Raw genomic sequence first — 21,289 nt, forward strand, 5'->3', positions numbered from 1 at the left:
GTCGGCAAGCCGTCTTGAACAATCTTTGAAGAGCCTGCGGGGGCCACCGCGATACGGGGCCGCCCGCAGGCCACTCAGTCAGCGTCGCTTGGCCATCTCATTGATGAAACGGTCGAACAGCGGCGCTACGTCGTTCGGGCCCGGGCTGGCTTCAGGGTGGCCCTGGAAGCTGAACGCGCTCTTGTCGGTGCGCTCGATGCCTTGCAGGGAACCGTCGAACAGCGACTTGTGAATGGCGCGCACATTGCTCGGCAAGGAGGCTTCATCCACCGCAAAACCGTGGTTCTGGCTGGTGATCATCACAACACCGGTGTCCAGATCTTGTACCGGGTGGTTGGCACCGTGGTGGCCGTGGCCCATTTTCAGGGTCTTGGCGCCGGAGGCCAAAGCCAGCAGTTGGTGGCCAAGGCAGATACCGAACACCGGAATGTCGGTCTCCAGCACGTCCTTGATGGCCTGGATAGCGTAGTCGCATGGCTCAGGGTCACCCGGGCCGTTGGACAGGAATACACCGTCCGGCTGCATCGCGAGCACATCGCTGGCAGGGGTTTGCGCAGGCACCACGGTCACGCGGCAACCGCGCTCGACGAGCATGCGCAGGATGTTGTACTTGACGCCGTAGTCATAGGCGACTACGTGGTAAGGCAGATCGGCAGCCTCGATAGTCGCGTGGCTGTCGGTCTTCAGATCCCACACAGTGGAACGCCACTCGTACTTCTCTTTGACGCTGACGACTTTCGCCAGGTCCATGCCCTTCAGGCCAGGGAAGCCTTGCGCTGCGGCAATCGCCGCCTCTTCGGAAATATTGTCACCGACCATGATGCAGCCGTTCTGCGAGCCTTTTTCACGCAGGATGCGCGTGAGGCGGCGCGTATCGATACCGGCGATCGCCACAACGTTGTTGGCTTTCAGGTAATCGGACAGCGACATCGTGTTACGCCAGTTGCTCGCAACCAGGGGCAGGTCACGAATCACCAGGCCCGCCGACCAGACACGATCAGACTCGACATCTTCCGGCGTGGTGCCGGTGTTGCCGATGTGCGGATAGGTCAGGGTAACGATCTGTTGGGCGTAGGAAGGATCGGTAAGGATTTCCTGATAGCCGGTCATGGCGGTGTTGAACACCACCTCTCCAACGGTTTGACCGTCGGCTCCAATGGCTTCGCCGCGAAAAATGCTGCCATCAGCAAGGGCGAGTATGGCTGGCTTAGTCAAGAAGACCTCCCGTAAATAAAGCCTGAAAGGGCGATCGCAGGTTGTAAAAAAGCGGAGTGACGTATGGACACGTCACCCCGCTTCTTCACTGAATTATTCTGCGCGCTTTTAGTGGACACACTAAAGCTGTAGCTTACAGAAAAAGGCTTTTTTGGTCCACCGCTAATGAGCCTTAAAGGCAGGGGAATGCGACAGGACGTCGCGTAGCGGGTAAAAACGGGGCCACAGGATAATCCTGAGCCCCCGTTTTAGCTACTGCTTAGTGCAGATCCAGCACGTCACGCATGTCGTACAGGCCTGGCTCACGCCCTTCCAACCAGAGCGCAGCACGCACCGCGCCCTTGGCGAAGGTCATGCGGCTGGAGGCCTTGTGGGTGATTTCCAGACGCTCACCTTCGGTGGCAAACAGCACTGTGTGATCACCGACCACATCACCACCGCGCACAGTGGCAAAACCAATGGTGTCACGCGCACGAGCACCGGTATGGCCCTCACGCCCGTAAACCGCCACTTTCGACAGATCGCGACCCAGCGCATCCGCAATGGCTTCACCCATGCGCAATGCCGTGCCCGAAGGCGCGTCGATCTTGTGGCGATGGTGGGTCTCGATGATCTCGATATCTGCTTCATCACCCAGCACGCGCGCCGCCAGGTCCAGCAATTTCAGCGACAGGTTTACGCCCACGCTGAAGTTGGCCGCGAAGACGATCGGAATATCCTTGCCCGCCTCCACCAGCAACTGCTTCTGCTCGGCACTCAAACCAGTCGTGCCGATCACCATGGCCTTGCCTGCCTTGCGGCAGAAGGCCAGATTTTTCAGCATCACTTCCGGCAGGGTGAAGTCGATCAGCACGTCGAATTCGTCAGCCACCTGCTCAAGGTTGCCAGACAGCGAAACACCGATGCGACCCAATGAGGCCAACTCACCTGCGTCCGCGCCGATCAACGTACTGCCTGGGCGAACAATCGCCGCCGTCAGCCCGGAGGCCGGCGAGCGTTGCTGCACCGCCTCGACCAGCGTCTTACCCATGCGCCCGGCAGCGCCCATTACGGCTATACGTCGCATATTCAGATCCTTACAGGTCGCCGAAGAAGCGTTTTACACCGTCGAAGAAGCCTGTGGTCTTCGGTGAGTGCGAGTCATCGCCTTCCAGCGAGCTGCGGAACTCTTCCAGCAGTTCACGCTGACGACGATTCAGGTTCACGGGGGTTTCAACCGCCACACGACACATCAGGTCGCCAGCACCGCCACCACGCACGGGCGCAACGCCTTTGCCACGAATGCGGAACTGCTTGCCGGTTTGAGTCCCCTCGGGAATCTTGAGCTTGACCCGACCATCCAGCGTCGGAATCTCCAGCTCGCCACCCAGTGCTGCATCAACAAAACTGATCGGCACTTCGCAGAACAAATGCTTGCCGTCACGCTGGAAGATCGAGTGCTCACGCACATTGATCACCACGTACAGGTCGCCCGTAGGGCCGCCCTGGGCACCCGCCTCGCCTTCGCCCGACAGGCGAATACGATCACCGGTATCCACACCCGCCGGCACTTTCACCGACAGCGTCTTGTACTCTTCGACGCGGCCTTCGCCGTGGCAGGAGTCGCACGGATCAGAAATGATCTTGCCCTGGCCATGGCAACGCGGGCAGGTTTGCTGCACCGAGAAAAAGCCCTGCTGCATGCGCACCTGCCCGATACCGCCACAGGTCGGGCACGTGATCGGCGAGGAGCCTTTCTTCGCACCGGAGCCATCGCACGGCTTGCAGTTAACCAGCGTCGGCACACGGATATTGACACTGGTGCCGCGCACGGCCTCTTCCAGGTTCAGCTCCAGGGTGTAACGCAGGTCGCTGCCGCGCTGAGGGCCGCCACGCTGACCACCACGGCCACCGCCGAAGAAGTCGCTGAATACGTCGCCGAAAATATCGGAGAAGTTCTGGCCACCAAAACCGGCACCGCCGCCGCCCATGCTCGGGTCGACACCGGCATGGCCATACTGGTCGTAGGCTGCACGCTTATTGGGATCACACAGGCATTCGTAGGCCTCGTTGGCCTCTTTGAACATCTCTTCGGATTCTTTGTTATCCGGATTACGGTCCGGGTGGTGCTTCATCGCCAGGCGACGGTAGGCCTTTTTCAGCTCCGCCTCGCTGGCGCCACGCTCCACACCCAATACTTCGTAATAGTCACGCTTTGCCATAAGTCTTTGCACTCTTAAGGACGTTCGACCTGGCCCTCCTGAACCCTGCCAAACTCGTTGAGCCCCAATACAGGCCCGGACCCAACTCACGTCAATTCAACGATCCTGGTCATTACTGCTTTCAGCCAGGGACCCGGCCAAAAACGCGGTGACTGTCATTCGGAAAGCAGGAGCATTCCCGTTCACACCGCCAGCATCCGAGCGTTGTCGCATGCTGTAAAAATTCGCATACCCCAGACACGCCAACGCGGGAGCAAGCTCCCGCGCGGCGACATCCTACCAGTCACCGCTTGTGAGCGGTCAACCGGGCGACCAAGTTACTTCTTCTGGTCGTCTTTAACTTCTTCGAACTCGGCATCGACAACATCGTCGTGCTTGGCTTCAGGCTCTGCTTGTTGCGCAGCGCCGTCAGCCGGCTGGCCTTGTTCGGCGTACATTTTCTGAGCAACTGGCGCGGAGACTTTCGACAGCTCCTCAACCTTGGCTTCGATGGCAGCCTTGTCGTCGCCTTTAATGGCGGCTTCCAGGGCAACCACTGCCGCTTCGATTGCGGTTTTCTCTTCGTCGGTCACTTTGTCGCCAGCATCAGCGATCATTTTGCGCGTCGAGTGAACCAGCGCGTCACCCTGGTTACGGGCGCCTGCCAACTCTTCGAACTTCTTGTCCGCTTCAGCATTGGTTTCAGCATCACGGATCATCTGTTGAATTTCTTCATCAGACAGGCCGGAGTTGGCCTTGATGGTGATCTTCTGCTCTTTGCCGGTGGCCTTGTCTTTCGCGCCGACGTGCAGGATGCCGTTGGCGTCGATGTCGAAGGTCACTTCGATTTGTGGCACGCCACGTGGTGCTGGTGGAATCTCAGCCAGGTCGAACTTGCCCAGGGACTTGTTCTGCGCAGCTTGCTTACGCTCGCCCTGCAGCACGTGGATAGTCACGGCGCCCTGGTTGTCATCGGCAGTCGAGAACACCTGGGATTTCTTGGTAGGAATCGTGGTGTTTTTCTCGATCAGCGCAGTCATCACGCCACCCATGGTTTCGATACCCAGGGTCAGCGGGCTTACGTCCAGCAGCAACACGTCTTTCACGTCACCGGCCAGTACGGCACCCTGGATGGCAGCACCCATGGCAACGGCTTCGTCCGGGTTCACGTCTTTACGAGCTTCTTTGCCGAAGAACTCGGTGACCAGCTTCTGAACCAGTGGCATACGGGTCTGACCGCCTACCAGGATCACGTCGTTGATAGAGCCAACGTCGATACCGGAGTCTTTCAGCGCGATGCGGCAAGGTTCGATGGTGCGTTGAACCAGGTCCTCAACCAGCGCTTCGAGCTTGGAACGCGAGATTTTCACGTTCAAGTGCTTAGGACCGGTAGCGTCTGCAGTGATGTACGGCAGGTTCACGTCGGTCGACTGAGCGGAAGACAGCTCGATCTTAGCTTTTTCAGCGGCTTCTTTCAGGCGCTGCATGGCCAGCGGGTCACCTTTGAGGTTCATGCCGCTTTCTTTCTTGAATTCGTCAACGAGGTAGTCGATCAGACGAATGTCAAAGTCTTCACCACCCAGGAAGGTGTCACCGTTGGTGGCCAACACTTCAAACTGGTGCTCGCCGTCAACTTCTGCGATCTCGATCACGGAGACGTCGAACGTACCGCCACCCAGGTCGTAAACGATCACGGTGTGATCGCCCTTGGCCTTGTCCATACCGTAAGCCAGAGCAGCTGCGGTGGGTTCGTTGATGATACGTTTTACATCCAGGCCCGCGATGCGGCCGGCGTCTTTGGTGGCCTGACGCTGGCTGTCGTTGAAGTAGGCCGGAACGGTGATCACCGCTTCAGTCACTGCTTCACCGAGGTAGTCTTCGGCGGTCTTCTTCATCTTTTTCAAGATTTCAGCCGAGATTTGTGGCGGCGACATTTTCTGGCCGTTCACTTCAACCCAGGCGTCACCGTTGTCGGCCTTGGCGATTTTGTAAGGCACCATCTTGATGTCTTTCTGTACGACTTCTTCGTCGAACTTACGACCAATCAGACGCTTTACCGCGTACAGGGTGTTGTGCGGGTTGGTCACTGCCTGACGCTTGGCCGATTGGCCGACGAGGATTTCACCGTCGTTGGCGTAAGCGATGATCGACGGAGTGGTACGTGCGCCTTCGGCGTTTTCAATAACTTTTGCAACGCCGTTTTCCAGCACGGAGACGCAGGAGTTGGTGGTCCCCAGGTCGATACCGATAATTTTGCCCATGATTTACTCTCCCGAAACTTGAATTTGGTTGCCGCAGCAGTTGTGGCTAACTGCGGTAGCACTTAAACGCTTGACTTATAAATGGGGGCCTTGCGGCGGATTTCAAGCCTGCTCGTCAATAGAAGGTGCAACGGGTGCAGGAGCCTTGCTCACCACCACCATTGCCGGGCGCATCAGGCGACCGTTGAGCTGGTAACCCTTCTGGAACACCTTGATCACGCTATTGGGTTCCAGGTCATGGCTTTCCTGCATGGCCATGGCTTGGTGATGCTCAGCATTGAACGGCTCGCCGGCCTGCGGATCGATCGCTTCCAACTGATAGCGCTTCAGGGTGTCCTGGAACATTTTCAGGGTCAGCTCGATGCCTTCGCGCATTGGGCGGATGTTTTCGTCGTCCGGGTTGGACAACTCAAGACCACGCTCCAGACTGTCGATGATCGGCAGCAGGTCACCGGCAAATTTTTCCAGCGCGAACTTGTGAGCCTTCTCTACATCCTGCTCGGCACGGCGGCGGACGTTCTGCAGATCGGCGGCAACACGCAACGATTGATCCTGCGCAGCGGCCAATTGCTCTTCGAGCACTTGCACACGAGTCGCCAGTTCATCACCGGCAGCCGAATTGGCGTCTGGAGTTTGCGTATCCTGCGTCTGTTCGTCAGCCATAGATTTCTCCTTTCAAAATCATGCGCGAACTCAACTCGCGCTTCTGCTCCGGTATATGGGGCCACAATTTTCAGGTTCAAGGGCGCCGGCGTTACCAAAAGTCTTTCGATTGACCTGGATCATTTCCTTCACGCTCATTCCACATCGCGCTAAAAAAAATCGCGACTCAAGCAAATCGAGCTAAGCGCCAGGATTGTCAGCCCCGAACAAAACACTGTATAAATAACCAGACCTAAAGCCTGGGAGCGGCCGTCATGCTCGTGCACCTGTCTGTACATAACTACGCCATCGTTGAACACCTGGATCTTGAACTGGATCGCGGGATGAGCGTAATCACAGGCGAAACCGGCGCCGGCAAGTCGATCATGCTCGACGCTCTCGGCCTGACGCTTGGCGATCGGGCCGACAGTGGCGTGGTACGCCCTGGCTCAGACAAGGCCGATATCCTGGCCACCTTCGACCTGGCGGACATCCCCGAAGCCGAAGCATGGCTGGCCGAGCGCGACCTTAATAATGAAGGCCCCTGCATTCTGCGCCGGGTGATCACCGCCGAGGGGCGCTCCCGCGGTTATATCAACGGCACACCTTGCCCACTGGGCGACTTGAAAGCCTTGGGCGAATTGCTGATCGATATCCACAGTCAGCACGAACATCAATCCCTGTTGAAAACCGATACCCACCGCCGCCTGCTCGATGAGTACGCCGGCGCCACCGATCTTTCCCGGCAAGTTCAACTGGCCGCCCAACGCTGGCGCCAGACACGCCAGGAGCTGGAACGCCTCTCCAACTCCGGCGACGAACAACGCGCCCGCCACCAGTTGCTCAGCTATCAATTGGAAGAGCTCGAAAGCCTGGGCCTGGGTGAAACCGAGCTGGAACAGCTTGAGCAGGAACACAAGAACCTGACCAACGCCGAAACCCTGCTGGGCATCTGCCGCCAGGTGGTCGAACAATGTAGCGAGAGCGACTCCGGCAATGTGCTCAACGCACTGACCGCCAGCCTCAATCGCCTGTCCAGCGTGAACAATGCTTCTGGCTCACTGAGCGAAGCGACCACCCTGTTGACCAGCGCGCAAATCCAGGTTGAAGAGGCCGTGGGCGAACTCAATCGTTTCCTAGACCACTTCGACGCCGACCCAGCACGCCTGCAGGAAATAGAAGAACGCCTGGACACTATTTATACCCTGGCTCGCAAGCATCGAATCCAGCCGACGGAAGTCGCAACCATGCAGCAGAAACTGCTGGATGAAATCGAAACACTCAACGCGAACGACGAATCCATTGAGCGATTGGGCGAGGAGCTCGCTTCGTTTGCCCGTCATTATCAGGAAAAAGCCAGGGAACTGAGCGCTCTGCGCCAGCAGGCAGCTACTAGCCTGGCAAGCGCCGTTGAGCTGGAAATCCAACGCCTGGGTATGCCAGGCGGGCGCTTCACCATCGAGTTGCATCCCAACGCCAGTCAAGAATTGCAGCCCCATGGGCTGGAGCACGTCGAACTGCTGGTGAGTGCCAACCCCGGCCAACCGCTCAAGGCCCTGGCCAAAGTGGCCTCCGGCGGCGAACTCTCGCGGATCAGCCTGGCGATCCAGGTGATTACCGCACAGACCTCACGGGTACCCACCCTGGTATTCGATGAAGTGGATGTGGGCATTGGCGGGCCGACCGCAGAAATTGTTGGCCAATTGCTGCGCCGCCTCGGGGATCGTGGCCAGGTGCTTACGGTGACCCACTTGCCGCAAGTGGCAGCTCAAGGGCATCAGCACCTGTTTGTGCATAAGGTGCGCGGTGCCGACGCGACACACACAGCCGTCTCCAAGCTGAACAAATCGGAACGGGTGGAAGAAGTGGCGCGGATGCTTGGTGGTATCGACTTGACTAAAGAGTCCTTGGCTCACGCGAAAAAAATGGTGGTGGCCGCGAAGGCCTGAAGCGACATTTTCCCCTCTATAGAAAGCACGAAGGCGACCCGAGGGTCGCCTTCAATCGTTTCGCAAAGCAAAACTGCGTCGATTTTTACTTTTTCTTACGGATGTACAACACGAGATTGTGGTCGACCAAATCGAACCCATGCTCCTCAGCAATCTTGTGCTGCAGCGCTTCGATTTCAGGGCTGGTGAACTCGATAACCTCATTGGTATCCAGGTCAACCATGTGGTCATGGTGACCACCGTCAGCCAATTCAAACACCGCATGACCGCCGTCGAAATTATGACGAACCACCAGCCCTGCGGCTTCAAACTGGGTCAGTACACGGTAGACCGTGGCCAGGCCGACGTCCTCGTTAGACTCCATCAGCGCCTTGTAAACGTCTTCGGCACTCATGTGGCGCTGCTCAGCAGAATCGAGCATTTGTAGAATCTTGACTCGTGGCAGAGTCACTTTGAGACCGGCTTTGCGTAGTTCGCTATTTTCAACCATGGTTAGCTTTCTCGCGGATGCTGCTTCGCAGCTTCTCTTAATACGGGTATGATCGGCGTTTACGTTGTCCCAGCCAAGATAGTGGAAGTCGCCCACCGATGCAAAACACCAAGCTCTTGCTAACCAGTTTCACCTTTGTGGGACTGCTCGCACTCGCCGGTTGTTCATTCCCCGGGGTTTACAAAATCGACATCCAGCAGGGCAATGTCGTCACGCAGGACATGATAGACCAGTTACGCCCGGGAATGACCCGACGGCAAGTACGGTTTATCATGGGTAATCCCCTGCTGACCGACACTTTCCATGCCGATCGCTGGGATTATCTCTACAGCCTGCAGCCGGGTGGCGGTGAACGCCAGCAGGAGCGCGTCAGTGTCATCTTCAATGGCAATGACCAGCTCGTGAGCCTGTCAGGTGACTTCATGCCCGGCGTAAGCCGCGATGAAGCCTTGCTGGGCAAGGACAGCGGCACCAACGTGACCGCCCCTGCGCAGCAAGCTGAAAAACCAAAATCCGAGGTACCGGCCAAGCCAGGTTCCCTGCTGGACAGCATCCAGAAAGACATCGACAACGTGGAAACCGTGCCCGTGCCGACGCCTGAGCCTCTGGACACCAGCCCGCAATAACTTTGCGCTCGATAAAAAGCCCGGCATGCCGGGCTTTTTGTTGCCTGCCATTTGCATAGCGATATTGCCCACAGCATCAGCGCCTGGCTCAGCCCCCTGTGGGAGCGGGCTTGCCCGCGAAGGCGGTGTGTCAGTCAATAATTCTTCAACTGAACCACCGCTTTCGCAGGCAAGCCAGCTCCCACATTAGCCATGTATTGCCCACAAAATCAGCGCCTGGCTCAGCCCCCTGTGGGAGCGGGCTTGCCCGCGAAGGCGGTGTGTCAGTCAATAATTCTTCAACTGAACCACCGCTTTCGCAGGCAAGCCAGCTCCCACATTGGCCATGTATTGCCCACAAAATCAGCGCCTGGCACAGATCCCCTGTGGGAGCGGGCTTGCTCGCGAAGGTGGTGTGTCAGTCAATAATTCTTCAACTGAACCACCGCTTTCGCAGGCAAGCCAGCTCCCACACTGGTTTTGTATTGCCCACAGAATCAGCGCCTGGCACAGATCCCCTGTGGGAGCGGGCTTGCTCGCGAAGGCGGTGCATCAGTTAATAATTCTTCAACTGAACCACCGCTTTCGCAGGCAAGCCAGCTCCCACATTAGCCATGTATTGCCCACAAAATCAGCGCCTGGCTCAGATCCCTGTGGGAGCGGGCTTGCCCGCGAAGGCGGTGTGTCAGTCAATAATTCTTCAACTGAACCACCGCTTTCGCAGGCAAGCCAGTTCCCACATTGACCATGTATTGCCCACAAAATCAGCGCCTGGCTCAGATCCCTATGGGAGCGGGCTTGCTCGCGAAAGCGCTGTGTCAGTCAATGACTCTTCAACTGAACCACCGCTTTCGCAGGCAAGCCACCCACATTGGCCATGTATTGCCCACAAAATCAGCGCCTGGCTCAGATCCCTGTGGGAGCGGGCTTGCCCGCGAAGGCGGTGTGTCAGTCAATAATTCTTCAACTGAACCACCGCTTTCGCAGGCAAGCCAGCTCCCACACTAGCCATGTATTGCCCACAAAATCAGCGCCTGGCTCAGCCCCTGTGGGAGCGGGCTTGCTCGCGAAAGCGCTGTGTCAGTCAATAATTCTTCAACTGAACCACCGCTTTCGCAGGCAAGCCACCCACATTGGCCATGTATTGCCCACAAAATCAGCGCCTGGCTCAGATCCCTGTGGGAGCGGGCTTGCCCGCGAAGGCGGTGTGTCAATCAATAATTCTTCAACTGAACCACCGCTTTCGCAGGCAAGCCAGCTCCCACACTAGTTTTGTATTGCCCACAGCATCAGCGCCTGGCTCAGATCCCTGTGGGAGCGGGCTTGCTCGCGAAGGCGGTGTGTCAGTCAATAATTCTTCAACTGAACCACCGCTTTCGCAGGCAAGCCACACACATTAGCCATTTATTGCCCACAAAATCAGCGCCTGCCTCAGATCCCCTGTGGGAGCGGGCTTGCCCGCGAAGGCGGTGTGTCAGTCAATAATTCTTCAACTGAACCACCGCTATCGCGGGGTTCCAAGGAGATATGTGTCGGTTGACAGGCCGTCAAGGGTTCAGCTTCGTATCGCAGGTCTGCAGATAGCTACGCTGCCATTTGGCAAGCTCAAGAATTCGCTTGCCTGGCCAATGCCGCCTTGGCCGCGCGCAGCCTGCGCACCTCTTTAGGGTCGGCCAGCAAAGGCCGATAGATCTCAATACGGTCACCGGCTTGTACGCAGCGCACCTGTGCATCCACCACGACCTTGCCAAATATACCCACCGGGCAATCAGCCAGATCAACATCAGGAAAATGCGCTGCCATTCCCGACGCCTGCACCGCCTCGCGCAAACTAGTGCCTTCAGCCACCTTTACCGCCAGCAACACCTGCCGGTCCTCAGCGGCAAACACCACCTCAATCTCAACCATGCAGTTGCTTGGCGCGCTGACAGAACGCATCCACCAGGGTATTGGCTGCCTGATTGAACAAAGGCCCCAAGGTCGCACGAACAATCGGCCCGGCATAATCAAACGAAAGATCCAGGCTGATCTTGCAGGCCTTGTCCGTCAGCGCCTTGAACACCCACACACCGTGCAGTTGGGTGAACGGCCCTTCCTGCAGGTTCATTTCAATGGATTGACCCGGCACCAGCACATTGCGCGTCACAAAGTGCTGGCTGAGGCCGCCCTTGGCCACCCCCACACTGGCAACCATGTGCTCGTCACTGCTCTCCAGAACCTCGGCCGTCGAGCACCAAGGCAGAAACTCTGGGTAACGCGCCACGTCGTTGACCAGGTCATAGAGCGCCTGCGCCGGGTAGGGCAACAGGGCCGAACGTTGAATATGCGTCGTCATGTGAGCGTTACTTCCACTGCTTAAGGCAAACATCGCGAAAGAACAGCCCAATCCGCGAGAGAAAAAAACCAAAGAACTGCCCGCATTGTCCGGGATTCGTCCAACTCGCTCAAGCACACAGGTTGACCGTAGCCGACACGCTCGCAACTCCCTATAATGCCGCCCCTATGGCTAAACAAAAGAAACACCCCACAGGGACCATCGCGCAAAATAAAAAAGCGCGACACGATTACTTCATCGAACATCGGTTCGAGGCTGGTCTGGTCCTGGCCGGCTGGGAAGTAAAAAGTCTGCGTGCCAGCAAACTGCAGCTGGTCGACAGTTATGTGCTGCTCAAGGATGGCGAGGCGTGGCTGCTTGGCAGTCATATCACCCCGCTGACCACCGCGAGCACCCACGTGATTGCCGACCCGGTGCGTACGCGCAAGTTGTTGCTCAATGCTCGCGAACTCGAAAAGCTCGCCGCAGCCGTGCAGCAAAAAGGCTACGCGTGCATCTGCTTGTCCTGGTACTGGAGCAAGCACCTGGTCAAATGCGAGATCGCATTGGGCAAGGGCAAGAAGGAATACGACAAGCGCGACACCGAACGCGAGCGCGATTCCAATCGCGAGCTGCATCGCGCCGTGCGCAACAAAGGCAAGGAAGAGTAATCCTTGTGACGGTGTAGCCCACGCGGGCTACATCCCTTTGCGCCGCTCCGCCCGAGCCACGCGCTGAACCTCCTGACGCACCTCCTCCAACACCTCCTGCACATACAGCAGATGCCGTGTCGAGACTTCACGCGCCTGCTCGGCCCGACCCTCGATGATGGCCAGGTACAAGTCCCGATGCTGATTGATCAGCATGTCGCGGGTCTCGGTACGCTGCTGGTACATGCCACCAATATTCGTCACCACGTTACGCTTGAGCAGGTCGAACAGCCCACGAATGGTGTGCAGCAATACGGCGTTATGACTGGCTTCGGCAATCGCCAAGTGAAACCTTGCATCCGCAGCGCCCTCCTCCACTCGGCTCACTTCGTCGGCGCGCGCATAACAATCCTGCAACGCCTCAAATGCGGCGGTCAGCCGTTCACGGTCAACCTCCGTGGCGCGTAACGCCGCGTAATAAGCACACGAAGCCTCAAGCGTCTGACGAAACTCCAGCAGATCGCGCTGTGCTTCGGGATTGCTTTCCAACAAGTGCAGCAGCGGATCGCTGAAGGTCGAACCCAGGGAGTCCACCACATAGTTGCCACCGCCCTGGCGACTGACAAGCAAGCCCTTGGCCGCCAACTTCTGAATCGCCTCACGCAACGATGGGCGCGACACACCAAAGCGCTCAGCCAACGCGCGCTCGGCCGGCAAACGCTCGCCCGACTTCAGCGTGCCCTCGAGAATCATGCCCTCAAGCTGCTCGACAATATCGTCAGACAAACGGCGCTGACGCACCTGATCAAACCCCATAACTCAACTCTCCACCATCCCGACCACTCGCCGGGGCCCCTATTCTGGCCTATCGACGTGCCGGCAGCACCTATCAGAACGCCTTCAATTTCGCCGATCAGAACACCCCGCCTCCCGACCTACGACCAAAGTTTCGCAGGCGGCAAATTGACACACCCCTGCCCAGCCTCTTAATCTAGCCCACAGCGATTGTAAATTGGTATTACCAATTACCCAAGCTCATCAAACAACAACAATCAGGGGCCACCCCATATGCAAACCTGGCAACAGCTTTACAGCCCACTCGGCAGCCTCGGCCTGTCCGCACTGGCGGCCGTCATTCCCATCGTATTTTTCTTCCTGGCGCTGGCCGTGTTCCGCCTCAAAGGCCATGTGGCCGGCAGCATCACCCTAGCCCTGTCGATCCTGGTCGCCATCTTCGCCTTCCAGATGCCGGTAGACATGGCACTGGCTGCGGCCGGTTATGGTTTTGCCTACGGCCTGTGGCCCATCGCCTGGATCATCGTCGCGGCAGTATTCCTGTACAAATTAACGGTCAAGAGCGGCCAGTTCGAAATCATCCGTAGCTCCGTGCTGTCGATCACCGATGACCAGCGCTTGCAGGTGCTGCTGATCGGCTTCTGCTTTGGCGCCTTCCTGGAAGGCGCGGCCGGTTTCGGCGCGCCCGTGGCGATCACCGCCGCGCTGCTGGTAGGCCTGGGCTTCAACCCTCTGTACGCCGCCGGCCTGTGCCTGATTGCCAATACCGCGCCTGTGGCCTTCGGTGCATTGGGCATTCCGATCATCGTCGCCGGCCAGGTCACCGGCATTGATGCGTTCAAGATTGGCGCCATGACCGGCCGCCAACTGCCGCTGCTGTCGCTGTTCGTACCGTTCTGGCTGGTGTTCATGATGGACGGCCTGCGCGGCGTTCGCGAAACCTGGCCGGCAGCCTTGGTGGCCGGCTTGAGCTTTGCCGTCACCCAATATTTCACCTCCAACTTCATTGGCCCAGAGCTGCCGGACATCACCTCGGCACTCGCCAGCCTGATTGCCCTGACGCTGTTCCTGAAAGTCTGGCAACCCAAGCGCACCGCAGGCGCACAAATTGCCGGCGCCACCTCCAGCGTAGCGGTCACCTCCAGCGCCGGCGGCTTCGGCCTGCCACGCAACACCGTGGTTTCGCCCTACAGCCTGGGGCAAATTTTCAAGGCGTGGTCGCCGTTCCTGATCCTCACCGTACTGGTGACCATCTGGACCCTCAAACCCTTCAAGGCCCTGTTCGCCGCGGGCGGTTCGATGTACGGCTGGGTGTTCAATTTCGCGATCCCGCACCTAGATCAACTGGTGGTTAAAGTCGCGCCCATCGTGACCAACCCAACCGCCATCCCGGCCGTCTTCAAGCTGGACCCGATTTCGGCCACCGGCACTGCGATCTTCTTCTCGGCACTGATCTCCATGCTGGTATTGAAAATCGATATCAAAACTGGTCTTACCACTTTAAAAGAGACCTTCTACGAGCTGCGCTGGCCGATCCTCTCCATCGGCATGGTGCTGGCATTCGCCTTCGTCACCAACTACTCCGGCATGTCCTCGACCATGGCCCTGGTTCTGGCCGGCACCGGTGCTGCCTTCCCGTTCTTCTCGCCATTCCTTGGCTGGCTGGGGGTTTTCCTGACAGGCTCCGATACCTCATCCAATGCCCTGTTCAGCTCATTGCAAGCCACTACCGCTCACCAGATCGGCGTCAACGACACCCTACTGGTAGCCGCGAACACCAGCGGTGGCGTGACCGGCAAAATGATCTCGCCGCAATCAATCGCCGTGGCCTGCGCCGCCACCGGCCTGGTGGGCAAGGAATCCGACCTGTTCCGCTTTACCCTCAAGCACAGCCTGTTTTTTGCCACCATCGTCGGGCTGATCACCTTGGCGCAGGCGTACTGGTTCACCGGTATGCTGGTGCACTGAGACCTGCACGTAATAGGGTAAGAATCGACGCCGGGACATCCTTCCGGCGTCTGCTATTTCTGGAGGACCGATGAGCCTGCCTGCTGCTTTCCTGAGCGACGTCGCACAACTGATCCCGCAAGATCGCCGCTTCGACGATCCACTTTCCACCCTCGCCTTCGGCACCGACGCCAGCTTCTACCGACTGATCCCACAGTTGGTGATCCGCGTGGAGTCAGAAGACGAAGTGGTAACCCTGCTGCAACTGGCCCAGCGCGACCGCGTGCCGGTGACCTTCCGTGCCGCAGGCACCAGCCTCTCGGGCCAGGCCATCAGCGACTCGGTGCTGATCGTGCTGGGTGATAACTGGAACCACCGCGAAATTCGCGGGCAAGGCACGCAAATCCGCCTGCAACCGGGCGTGATCGGCGCCCAGGCCAACGCCTGGCTCGCACCGTTCGGGCGCAAGATCGGCCCAGACCCAGCGTCAATTAACGCCTGTAAGATCGGCGGTATCGTCGCCAATAATGCCAGTGGCATGTGCTGCGGCACCGCGCAAAACACCTACCACACCCTGGCGGGCATCCGCCTGGTACTGGCCGATGGCAGCCGCCTGGACACCGAAGATGCCGCCAGCGTGCAAGCCTTCCGCCAGTCACATGGCGCACTGCTTGAAAGCCTGGCCCTACTAGGTCGCCAGACAAGGGCAAATACTGAGCTGGCGGCAAAGATCCGCCACAAATACCGCCTGAAAAACACCACCGGCCTGTCACTCAATGCCTTGGTGGATTTCGATGATCCTCTGGACATCCTCAGCCACCTGCTGGTCGGCTCCGAGGGCACTCTGGGGTTTATCAGCGCCGTCACCTACAACACGGTGATCGATCACCCCAACAAAGCCTCGGCGCTGATCGTCTTCCCGGATGTCGAAACCTGCTGCAACGCCGTCACCGTGCTGAAAACCCAACCCGTCTCCGCCGTTGAACTGCTGGACCGACGCAGCATGCGGTCGGTGCAGGACAAACCGGGCATGCCTGCTTTCGTACAGCACCTATCGGAAAACGCCTGCGCACTGCTGATCGAATCCCGCGCCGCTTCGCCAACGCTGCTGCACGAACAACTGACGCGAATCATGGCCTCCCTGGCGGCATTCCCCGTGGAGCAACAAGTCGACTTCACCGAAGACCCACTGGAAAACGCCCGCCTGTGGGCCATCCGCAAAGACACCTTCCCGGCCGTAGGTGCCGTGCGCAAAACCGGCACAACCGTGATCATCGAAGACGTGACCTTCCCGGTTGAACAACTGGCGATTGGCGTGAACCGCTTGATCGCCCTGTTCGACAAACATCACTACGACGAAGCCATCCTTTTCGGACACGCCCTGGAAGGCAATCTGCACTTCGTGTTCACCCAGGGCTTCAACAGCAGCGAAGAAGTCGCACGCTATCAAGCGTTCATGGACGACGTCGCGCAACTGGTGGCTGTGGAGTTCGGTGGCTCGCTGAAGGCTGAACACGGCACCGGCCGCAATATGGCCCCTTTCGTCGAACTGGAATGGGGCAGCGATGCTTACCAACTGATGTGGCAGCTCAAGCGCCTGCTCGACCCCAACGGCATCCTCAACCCGGATGTGGTGCTCAGCGAAGACCCGCAGATCCACCTCAAACACCTCAAGCCGTTGCCCGCCGCCGATGAGCTTGTGGATAAGTGCATCGAGTGCGGGTTCTGCGAACCGGTGTGCCCGTCAAAAGGCCTGACCCTGAGCCCGCGCCAGCGCATCGTGATCTGGCGCGACATCCAGGCGAAAAAACGCGCAGGCGTGGACACCACCGAACTGGAAGCGGCCTACCATTACCAGGGCATCGACACCTGCGCCGCCACCGGCTTATGCGCGCAACGCTGCCCTGTAGGCATCAATACCGGCGACCTAGTGAAAAAACTGCGCAGCCGCGAAGCCGCCCGTACGAAAACCGCCGACTGGCTCGCCAGCCATTTCGCCACCGCGCTGCAAGGTGCGCGCTTTACCCTGCACGTCGCCAACGGCGCACGCATGCTGCTGGGTGCCCCACGGCTGGCCAGGCTCTCGAGCACGCTGACCAAGCTGTCCAAAGGGCAAATTCCGCAGTGGACCAACGCCATGCCACAGCCCGAAAAGGCCATCCGCTTCAGCCCCGCTGTGACAGACGCGCGCCCTCGCGTGGTGTACCTGGCCGCCTGCGTCTCCCGCGCCATGGGCCCGGCAGCCGGCGATAAAGAGCAAATCTCGCTGTACGACAAAACCCGGCAGTTGCTGGAAAAAGCCGGCTACCAGGTAGTCTTCCCCGACAACCAGGACAGCCTCTGCTGCGGCCAACCCTTCGCCTCCAAAGGCTACGCCGAGCAGGCCGAACACAAGCGCCAGGAACTGATCGGCGCCCTGCTCCACGCCAGCCGCGGTGGCCTCGACCCGATCTACTGCGACACCAGCCCCTGCACCCTGCGCCTGGTGCAAGAGTTGGGAGAAACGCGCCTAGACCTCTACGACCCCGTGCGCTTTATCCGCACCCACCTGATGAACCGCCTCGACTTCACACCCCAAGAAGCGCCCATCGCCGTGCACGTCACCTGCAGCACCCAACACCTGGGCGAGAGCCAGGCACTGATCGAACTGGCGCGACGCTGCGCAAAAACCGTGGTGATCCCCGAAGGCATTCATTGCTGCGGCTTTGCCGGCGACAAAGGCTTCACCACCCCGGAGCTCAACGCCCACTCCCTGCGCTCACTCAAAGACGCCGTGCAATATTGCAGCGAAGGCATCTCCACCAGCCGCACCTGCGAGATCGGCCTGAGCCAGCATGGCGGCATCGACTACCACAACCTGGTCTACCTGGTAGACCGCGTCACCCGCGCCCGCGCCCACTGATCCGGCAAAAAAACCGAACCCTGGCGCACCGGCGCAGTCATCTGCATAGGCCTCGACCAACGAGGCCCATCCGTGATGTCGCTGGCAGCGGTTGCACGCCAGCAGCGTCGAGCCCTTTTGCGCAAGGAGACACCCTATGAAGCGTTCCGCTCTTGCTGGCTTGTTCATGACCGCTGCGATGCTCGCCTCCCCCGCTTTCGCCGCCGGTGACAAAGACCTGTGCCAGATCAACCTGGACAAAATCAACAACGGCAAAGCCCTGCTCGCCACCGACACCAGCGGTAAAAGTGGCGAAATAGACACCGCCGTCTCCCAGGCCAAGGCCGCCCACGCCGCCGGTGATGAGAAGAAGTGCATCGAAATCACCTCCAAGGCCCTGCAAGACCTGCAGAACAGCGAGAAAGGCGGCCAGTAAGCGAGAGGGCCAACCTTCGGGTTGGCCTTCGCTGACGTTTTGGCGTACACTGCACAGGCTTGTCACTCACTAAGAAACAACGAGTTACAAGCACGGGGCCGTTTAGGATTCGACGCCGGTCGCGAAACTTTAGGTGCATGCCGAGTTGGTAACAGAACTCGTAAATCCACTGTTGCAACTTCTTATAGTTGCCAATGACGAAAACTACGGCCAGGAATTCGCTCTCGCTGCGTAAGCAGCCTTAGCCCTGAGCTTCTGGTACCTTCGGGTCCAGCAATCACCAGGGGATGTCTGTAAACCCAAAGTGATTGTCATATAGAACAGAATCGCCGTGCAGTACGTTGTGGACGAAGCGGCTAAAACTTACACAACTCGCCCAAAGCACCCTGCCCTTCGGGTCGCTGAGGGTTAACTTAATAGAAACGGCTACGCATGTAGTACCGACAGCGGAGTACTGGCGGACGGGGGTTCAAATCCCCCCGGCTCCACCACTTCATCATCTAAAGACGTCCAAGGACGTCTTTTTTTGTGCCTGGAGTCCAGTAAATACGCGACTTCCAGGGCTTTCGGGGACTTTTGAGGATTTCTGAGTTCCAGGCGCTTTGGTATCCCAGGTGGTATCCCGGGCTGCCAAGTGCTACTTTCAGGATACCAAAACGGTGCTGGAGGTAGCCCCCATGCCTACTAACGCAACCCGCCTCTCCGATCGCCAGCTCAAGGCAGTCAAGGCAACTGGTAAAGACTTCGTCCTCAGCGACGGCGACGGCCTGCAGCTTCGAGTACGCGCCAGCGGCTCGATGATGTGGAATTTCAATTATCGCGAACCGTTGACCAGAAGCCGTCTTAATATGGCGCTCGGTCCATACCCCGACCTCTCATTAGCGAATGCTCGGAAGAAAGCAGTCGAGGCGCGAGAGCTACTTGCTCAAGGCATTGATCCCAAAGCCCAGCGCGATGAGCAAAGGCAAGCCAGATTGGCTGAGACCGAACACACCTTCGAGAAGATAGCCACCGCCTGGTTCGAACTGAAGAAAGACTCAGTGACGCCAGCGTATGCCGAGGACATTTGGCGTTCACTCACGCTGCATGTTTTTCCAAGCATGAAATCGACGCCGCTTTCTGAAGTCAGTGCTCCTATGGTGATCAAGCTCCTTCGCCCGATTGAGGCCAAAGGCAGCCTCGAAACAGTGAAGCGGCTGAGCCAACGACTCAACGAGATCATGACCTACGGGGTCAATTCAGGACTTATCTTTTCGAACCCCCTCAGTGGCATTCGGGCGGTGTTCAAGAAACCCAGGAAAGAGAACATGGCCGCGCTACGACCTGACGAGCTTCCGGAGCTCATGATGGAAATCGCGAATGCCAGCATCAAGCGAGTCACGCGCTGTCTGATCGAATGGCAGTTGCACACGATGACCCGCCCTGTCGAGGCAGCCACCACTCGGTGGGCAGACATCGATTTCGACAAACGCATTTGGACCATCCCACCGGAGCGCATGAAAAAGCGTCGCCCGCATACCATCCCGCTGACTGAACAGGCACTCGCGTTACTGGAGACACTCAAGACCCATAGCGGCCACAGAGAGTACGTGTTCCCGGCAGATAGAAACCCGCGTACCCACGCTAATAGCCAGACAGCCAACATGGCGTTGAAACGCATGGGCTTTCAGGACCGCTTGGTCAGCCACGGCATGCGCTCCATGGCCAGCACAATTTTGAACGAGCATGGGTGGGATCCGGAGCTAATCGAAGTCGCACTGGCGCATGTAGATAAAGACGAAGTTCGTAGCGCCTACAACCGGGCTGATTACATCGAACGGCGGCGTCCGATGATGGCCTGGTGGAGTGAACACATCCAGAAATCGGCCACCGGCAGCCTGTCGGCATCTGCCATCAATCTAACCAGGAACCGCAACGTCGTGCCGATACGCTAAGCGCTCACCGGACGCCGCCGGTAACCGAAAATGACTCCCCAGATAGAGTGATGGTTGATTTGGCGACAGCGGCGACACCGGCGACAACCCGCGTAATACCTGGCCTGCAGCATGGCGACAGAGATGGCGACTGTCGCCATTGCAAGCCTCTCTCTTGGGGCTTTCTCGGCCAAGCCCACGCGAGCGGGAAGGCTCCGCATTCCCACCCGCATGGGCTCACATTAAAAACCGACGAACGACCACCCGGCCATGGAAAACCATCGACCTCCAAGGTCTTCCAGCGCTACCGATTGGCGCAACAGTCGCCCCCAAAATACTGTTGACCGTGAGCAGAACCAGCGCTAAACCAGAACCGTACAAGCGCTGTCCTCGACAGCACCCAGGTAGCCAGAACCTTTAAGGCTACGCCGCATCGTGGTGGTTCTCCCCGAAGTGCGATTAGCGTCCGGCGGCTCGCACGGTCACAGCGATGTGATGGATGCCACTTCTTCCAGAATGCCCACTGCGGCAACTCATGCCCCTTCCTGGCTGCTCTGCAGCAACTTATCCGCTTGGCTATTTCTTGCGCCAACCTTTTGCCCGTCTCTTTGCCCCCTAAAGAGACGGGCGCTCCTACCACTGCTGCAGCCCTGCTCACACGGGCCTTTGCGGCTTTCCCCCTCGTGACAATCGGCGTGACAAACACCGAATGCTCACTCGCCACAGCGATGCCGATGATGGTGCCGCAGCTCAAGGAATGGACTGCACCTGACTGACAGTCAGGCATGCCCCAGTCATCGCCTCACTGCCTTCACCTGACTCAGGATCTCGCGGCCGGTCTCGTCAGCCAGTGCAGCCTCCACCCGCCCACTTCTTCGGAAGTGCTCAGGAGGCCAGATCATGAGATGCCCAAGCTCCCGGTCGTAAGGAGCCGCCAGTCCCGCGTGAGAGGACAACCCTCACAGGTCGCAGGGGCCTTGACCCCTGATAACACTCAACAACCGTGGCGGG

At 58.6% G+C, this 21,289-nt stretch carries 16 protein-coding genes and 1 other RNA gene; 8 read left to right on the forward strand and 9 right to left on the reverse strand.

Going from position 1 to position 21,289, the window contains the following annotated elements; genetic code table 11:
• Positions 1–78: 78 nt before the first annotated feature.
• The 5 genes from carA to grpE all read right to left on the reverse strand — a co-directional run bounded on the left by carA (position 79) and on the right by grpE (position 6,319).
• A complete protein-coding gene (gene carA / locus MF6394_RS07560) occupies positions 79–1,215 on the reverse strand; it encodes a glutamine-hydrolyzing carbamoyl-phosphate synthase small subunit (protein ID WP_047711798.1) in 1,137 nt (378 codons plus the stop codon).
• Between the two features lie 259 nt (positions 1,216–1,474).
• Positions 1,475–2,281, reverse strand: a complete 807-nt coding sequence (dapB, locus tag MF6394_RS07565) for a 4-hydroxy-tetrahydrodipicolinate reductase (RefSeq protein ID WP_003194209.1) — start codon at positions 2,279–2,281, stop codon at positions 1,475–1,477.
• A 10-nt stretch (positions 2,282–2,291) separates the two neighbouring features.
• On the reverse strand, positions 2,292–3,416 hold the full coding sequence (gene dnaJ, locus MF6394_RS07570) for a molecular chaperone DnaJ (protein WP_014719958.1): 1,125 nt from the start codon (positions 3,414–3,416) through the stop codon (positions 2,292–2,294).
• Positions 3,417–3,733: 317 nt separating this feature from the next.
• The gene (dnaK, locus tag MF6394_RS07575) at positions 3,734–5,656 is read right to left on the reverse strand and encodes a molecular chaperone DnaK (protein ID WP_003194213.1); all 1,923 of its coding nucleotides are present in this window, start codon (positions 5,654–5,656) and stop codon (positions 3,734–3,736) included.
• A 102-nt stretch (positions 5,657–5,758) separates the two neighbouring features.
• Positions 5,759–6,319: a nucleotide exchange factor GrpE gene (grpE, locus tag MF6394_RS07580; RefSeq protein WP_003194215.1), complete on the reverse strand. Its 561-nt coding sequence runs from the start codon at positions 6,317–6,319 to the stop codon at positions 5,759–5,761.
• 254 nt (positions 6,320–6,573) lie between these two features.
• Here grpE and recN point away from each other — a divergent pair, with 254 nt between their 5' ends.
• The gene (gene recN / locus MF6394_RS07585; RefSeq protein ID WP_078466408.1) at positions 6,574–8,247 is read left to right on the forward strand and encodes a DNA repair protein RecN; all 1,674 of its coding nucleotides are present in this window, start codon (positions 6,574–6,576) and stop codon (positions 8,245–8,247) included.
• An 85-nt stretch (positions 8,248–8,332) separates the two neighbouring features.
• Here the strand turns inward: recN and fur are convergent, their stop codons facing one another.
• Positions 8,333–8,737, reverse strand: coding sequence for a ferric iron uptake transcriptional regulator (gene fur / locus MF6394_RS07590; RefSeq protein WP_003194220.1), 405 nt, complete (start codon positions 8,735–8,737; stop codon positions 8,333–8,335).
• Positions 8,738–8,835: 98 nt separating this feature from the next.
• Here fur and MF6394_RS07595 point away from each other — a divergent pair, with 98 nt between their 5' ends.
• Entirely contained in the window at positions 8,836–9,363 is a 528-nt protein-coding gene (locus MF6394_RS07595; RefSeq protein WP_032895265.1) for an outer membrane protein assembly factor BamE, read from the forward strand.
• Positions 9,364–10,947: 1,584 nt separating this feature from the next.
• Here the strand turns inward: MF6394_RS07595 and MF6394_RS07600 are convergent.
• Both MF6394_RS07600 and MF6394_RS07605 read right to left on the reverse strand, forming a co-directional pair.
• Complete coding sequence (locus MF6394_RS07600) at positions 10,948–11,250, reverse strand: RnfH family protein (protein ID WP_034133693.1); 303 nt, start codon at positions 11,248–11,250, stop codon at positions 10,948–10,950.
• On the reverse strand, positions 11,243–11,677 hold the full coding sequence (locus MF6394_RS07605) for a type II toxin-antitoxin system RatA family toxin (protein WP_003194226.1): 435 nt from the start codon (positions 11,675–11,677) through the stop codon (positions 11,243–11,245). The genes MF6394_RS07600 and MF6394_RS07605 overlap by 8 nt, the downstream gene beginning before the upstream one ends.
• A 167-nt stretch (positions 11,678–11,844) precedes the next feature.
• Between MF6394_RS07605 and smpB the strand changes: the two genes are divergently transcribed.
• Complete coding sequence (gene smpB / locus MF6394_RS07610) at positions 11,845–12,327, forward strand: SsrA-binding protein SmpB (RefSeq protein WP_003176160.1); 483 nt, start codon at positions 11,845–11,847, stop codon at positions 12,325–12,327.
• A 27-nt stretch (positions 12,328–12,354) separates the two neighbouring features.
• On the opposite strand, the gene MF6394_RS07615 is transcribed toward smpB, so the two are convergent.
• Positions 12,355–13,122 (reverse strand): FCD domain-containing protein, encoded by a 768-nt coding sequence (locus MF6394_RS07615; RefSeq protein ID WP_014719963.1) that lies wholly within the window; start codon positions 13,120–13,122, stop codon positions 12,355–12,357.
• Positions 13,123–13,374: 252 nt separating this feature from the next.
• Between MF6394_RS07615 and MF6394_RS07620 the strand changes: the two genes are divergently transcribed.
• The 5 genes from MF6394_RS07620 to MF6394_RS07640 all read left to right on the forward strand — a co-directional run bounded on the left by MF6394_RS07620 (position 13,375) and on the right by MF6394_RS07640 (position 20,299).
• The gene (locus MF6394_RS07620) at positions 13,375–15,069 is read left to right on the forward strand and encodes a lactate permease LctP family transporter (protein WP_003194231.1); all 1,695 of its coding nucleotides are present in this window, start codon (positions 13,375–13,377) and stop codon (positions 15,067–15,069) included.
• Positions 15,070–15,139: 70 nt separating this feature from the next.
• Positions 15,140–17,950: an FAD-binding and (Fe-S)-binding domain-containing protein gene (locus MF6394_RS07625; RefSeq protein ID WP_078466409.1), complete on the forward strand. Its 2,811-nt coding sequence runs from the start codon at positions 15,140–15,142 to the stop codon at positions 17,948–17,950.
• 136 nt (positions 17,951–18,086) lie between these two features.
• Entirely contained in the window at positions 18,087–18,365 is a 279-nt protein-coding gene (locus MF6394_RS07630; protein WP_020301768.1) for a hypothetical protein, read from the forward strand.
• A 94-nt stretch (positions 18,366–18,459) separates the two neighbouring features.
• Positions 18,460–18,856, forward strand: a transfer-messenger RNA (tmRNA) gene (gene ssrA, locus MF6394_RS07635).
• A 186-nt stretch (positions 18,857–19,042) separates the two neighbouring features.
• Complete coding sequence (locus MF6394_RS07640) at positions 19,043–20,299, forward strand: integrase domain-containing protein (RefSeq protein WP_078466410.1); 1,257 nt, start codon at positions 19,043–19,045, stop codon at positions 20,297–20,299.
• The last annotated feature ends 990 nt before the right edge of the window (positions 20,300–21,289 follow it).

Source organism: Pseudomonas sp. MF6394, assembly GCF_002018845.1.
Classification (GTDB): domain Bacteria; phylum Pseudomonadota; class Gammaproteobacteria; order Pseudomonadales; family Pseudomonadaceae; genus Aquipseudomonas; species Aquipseudomonas lactis.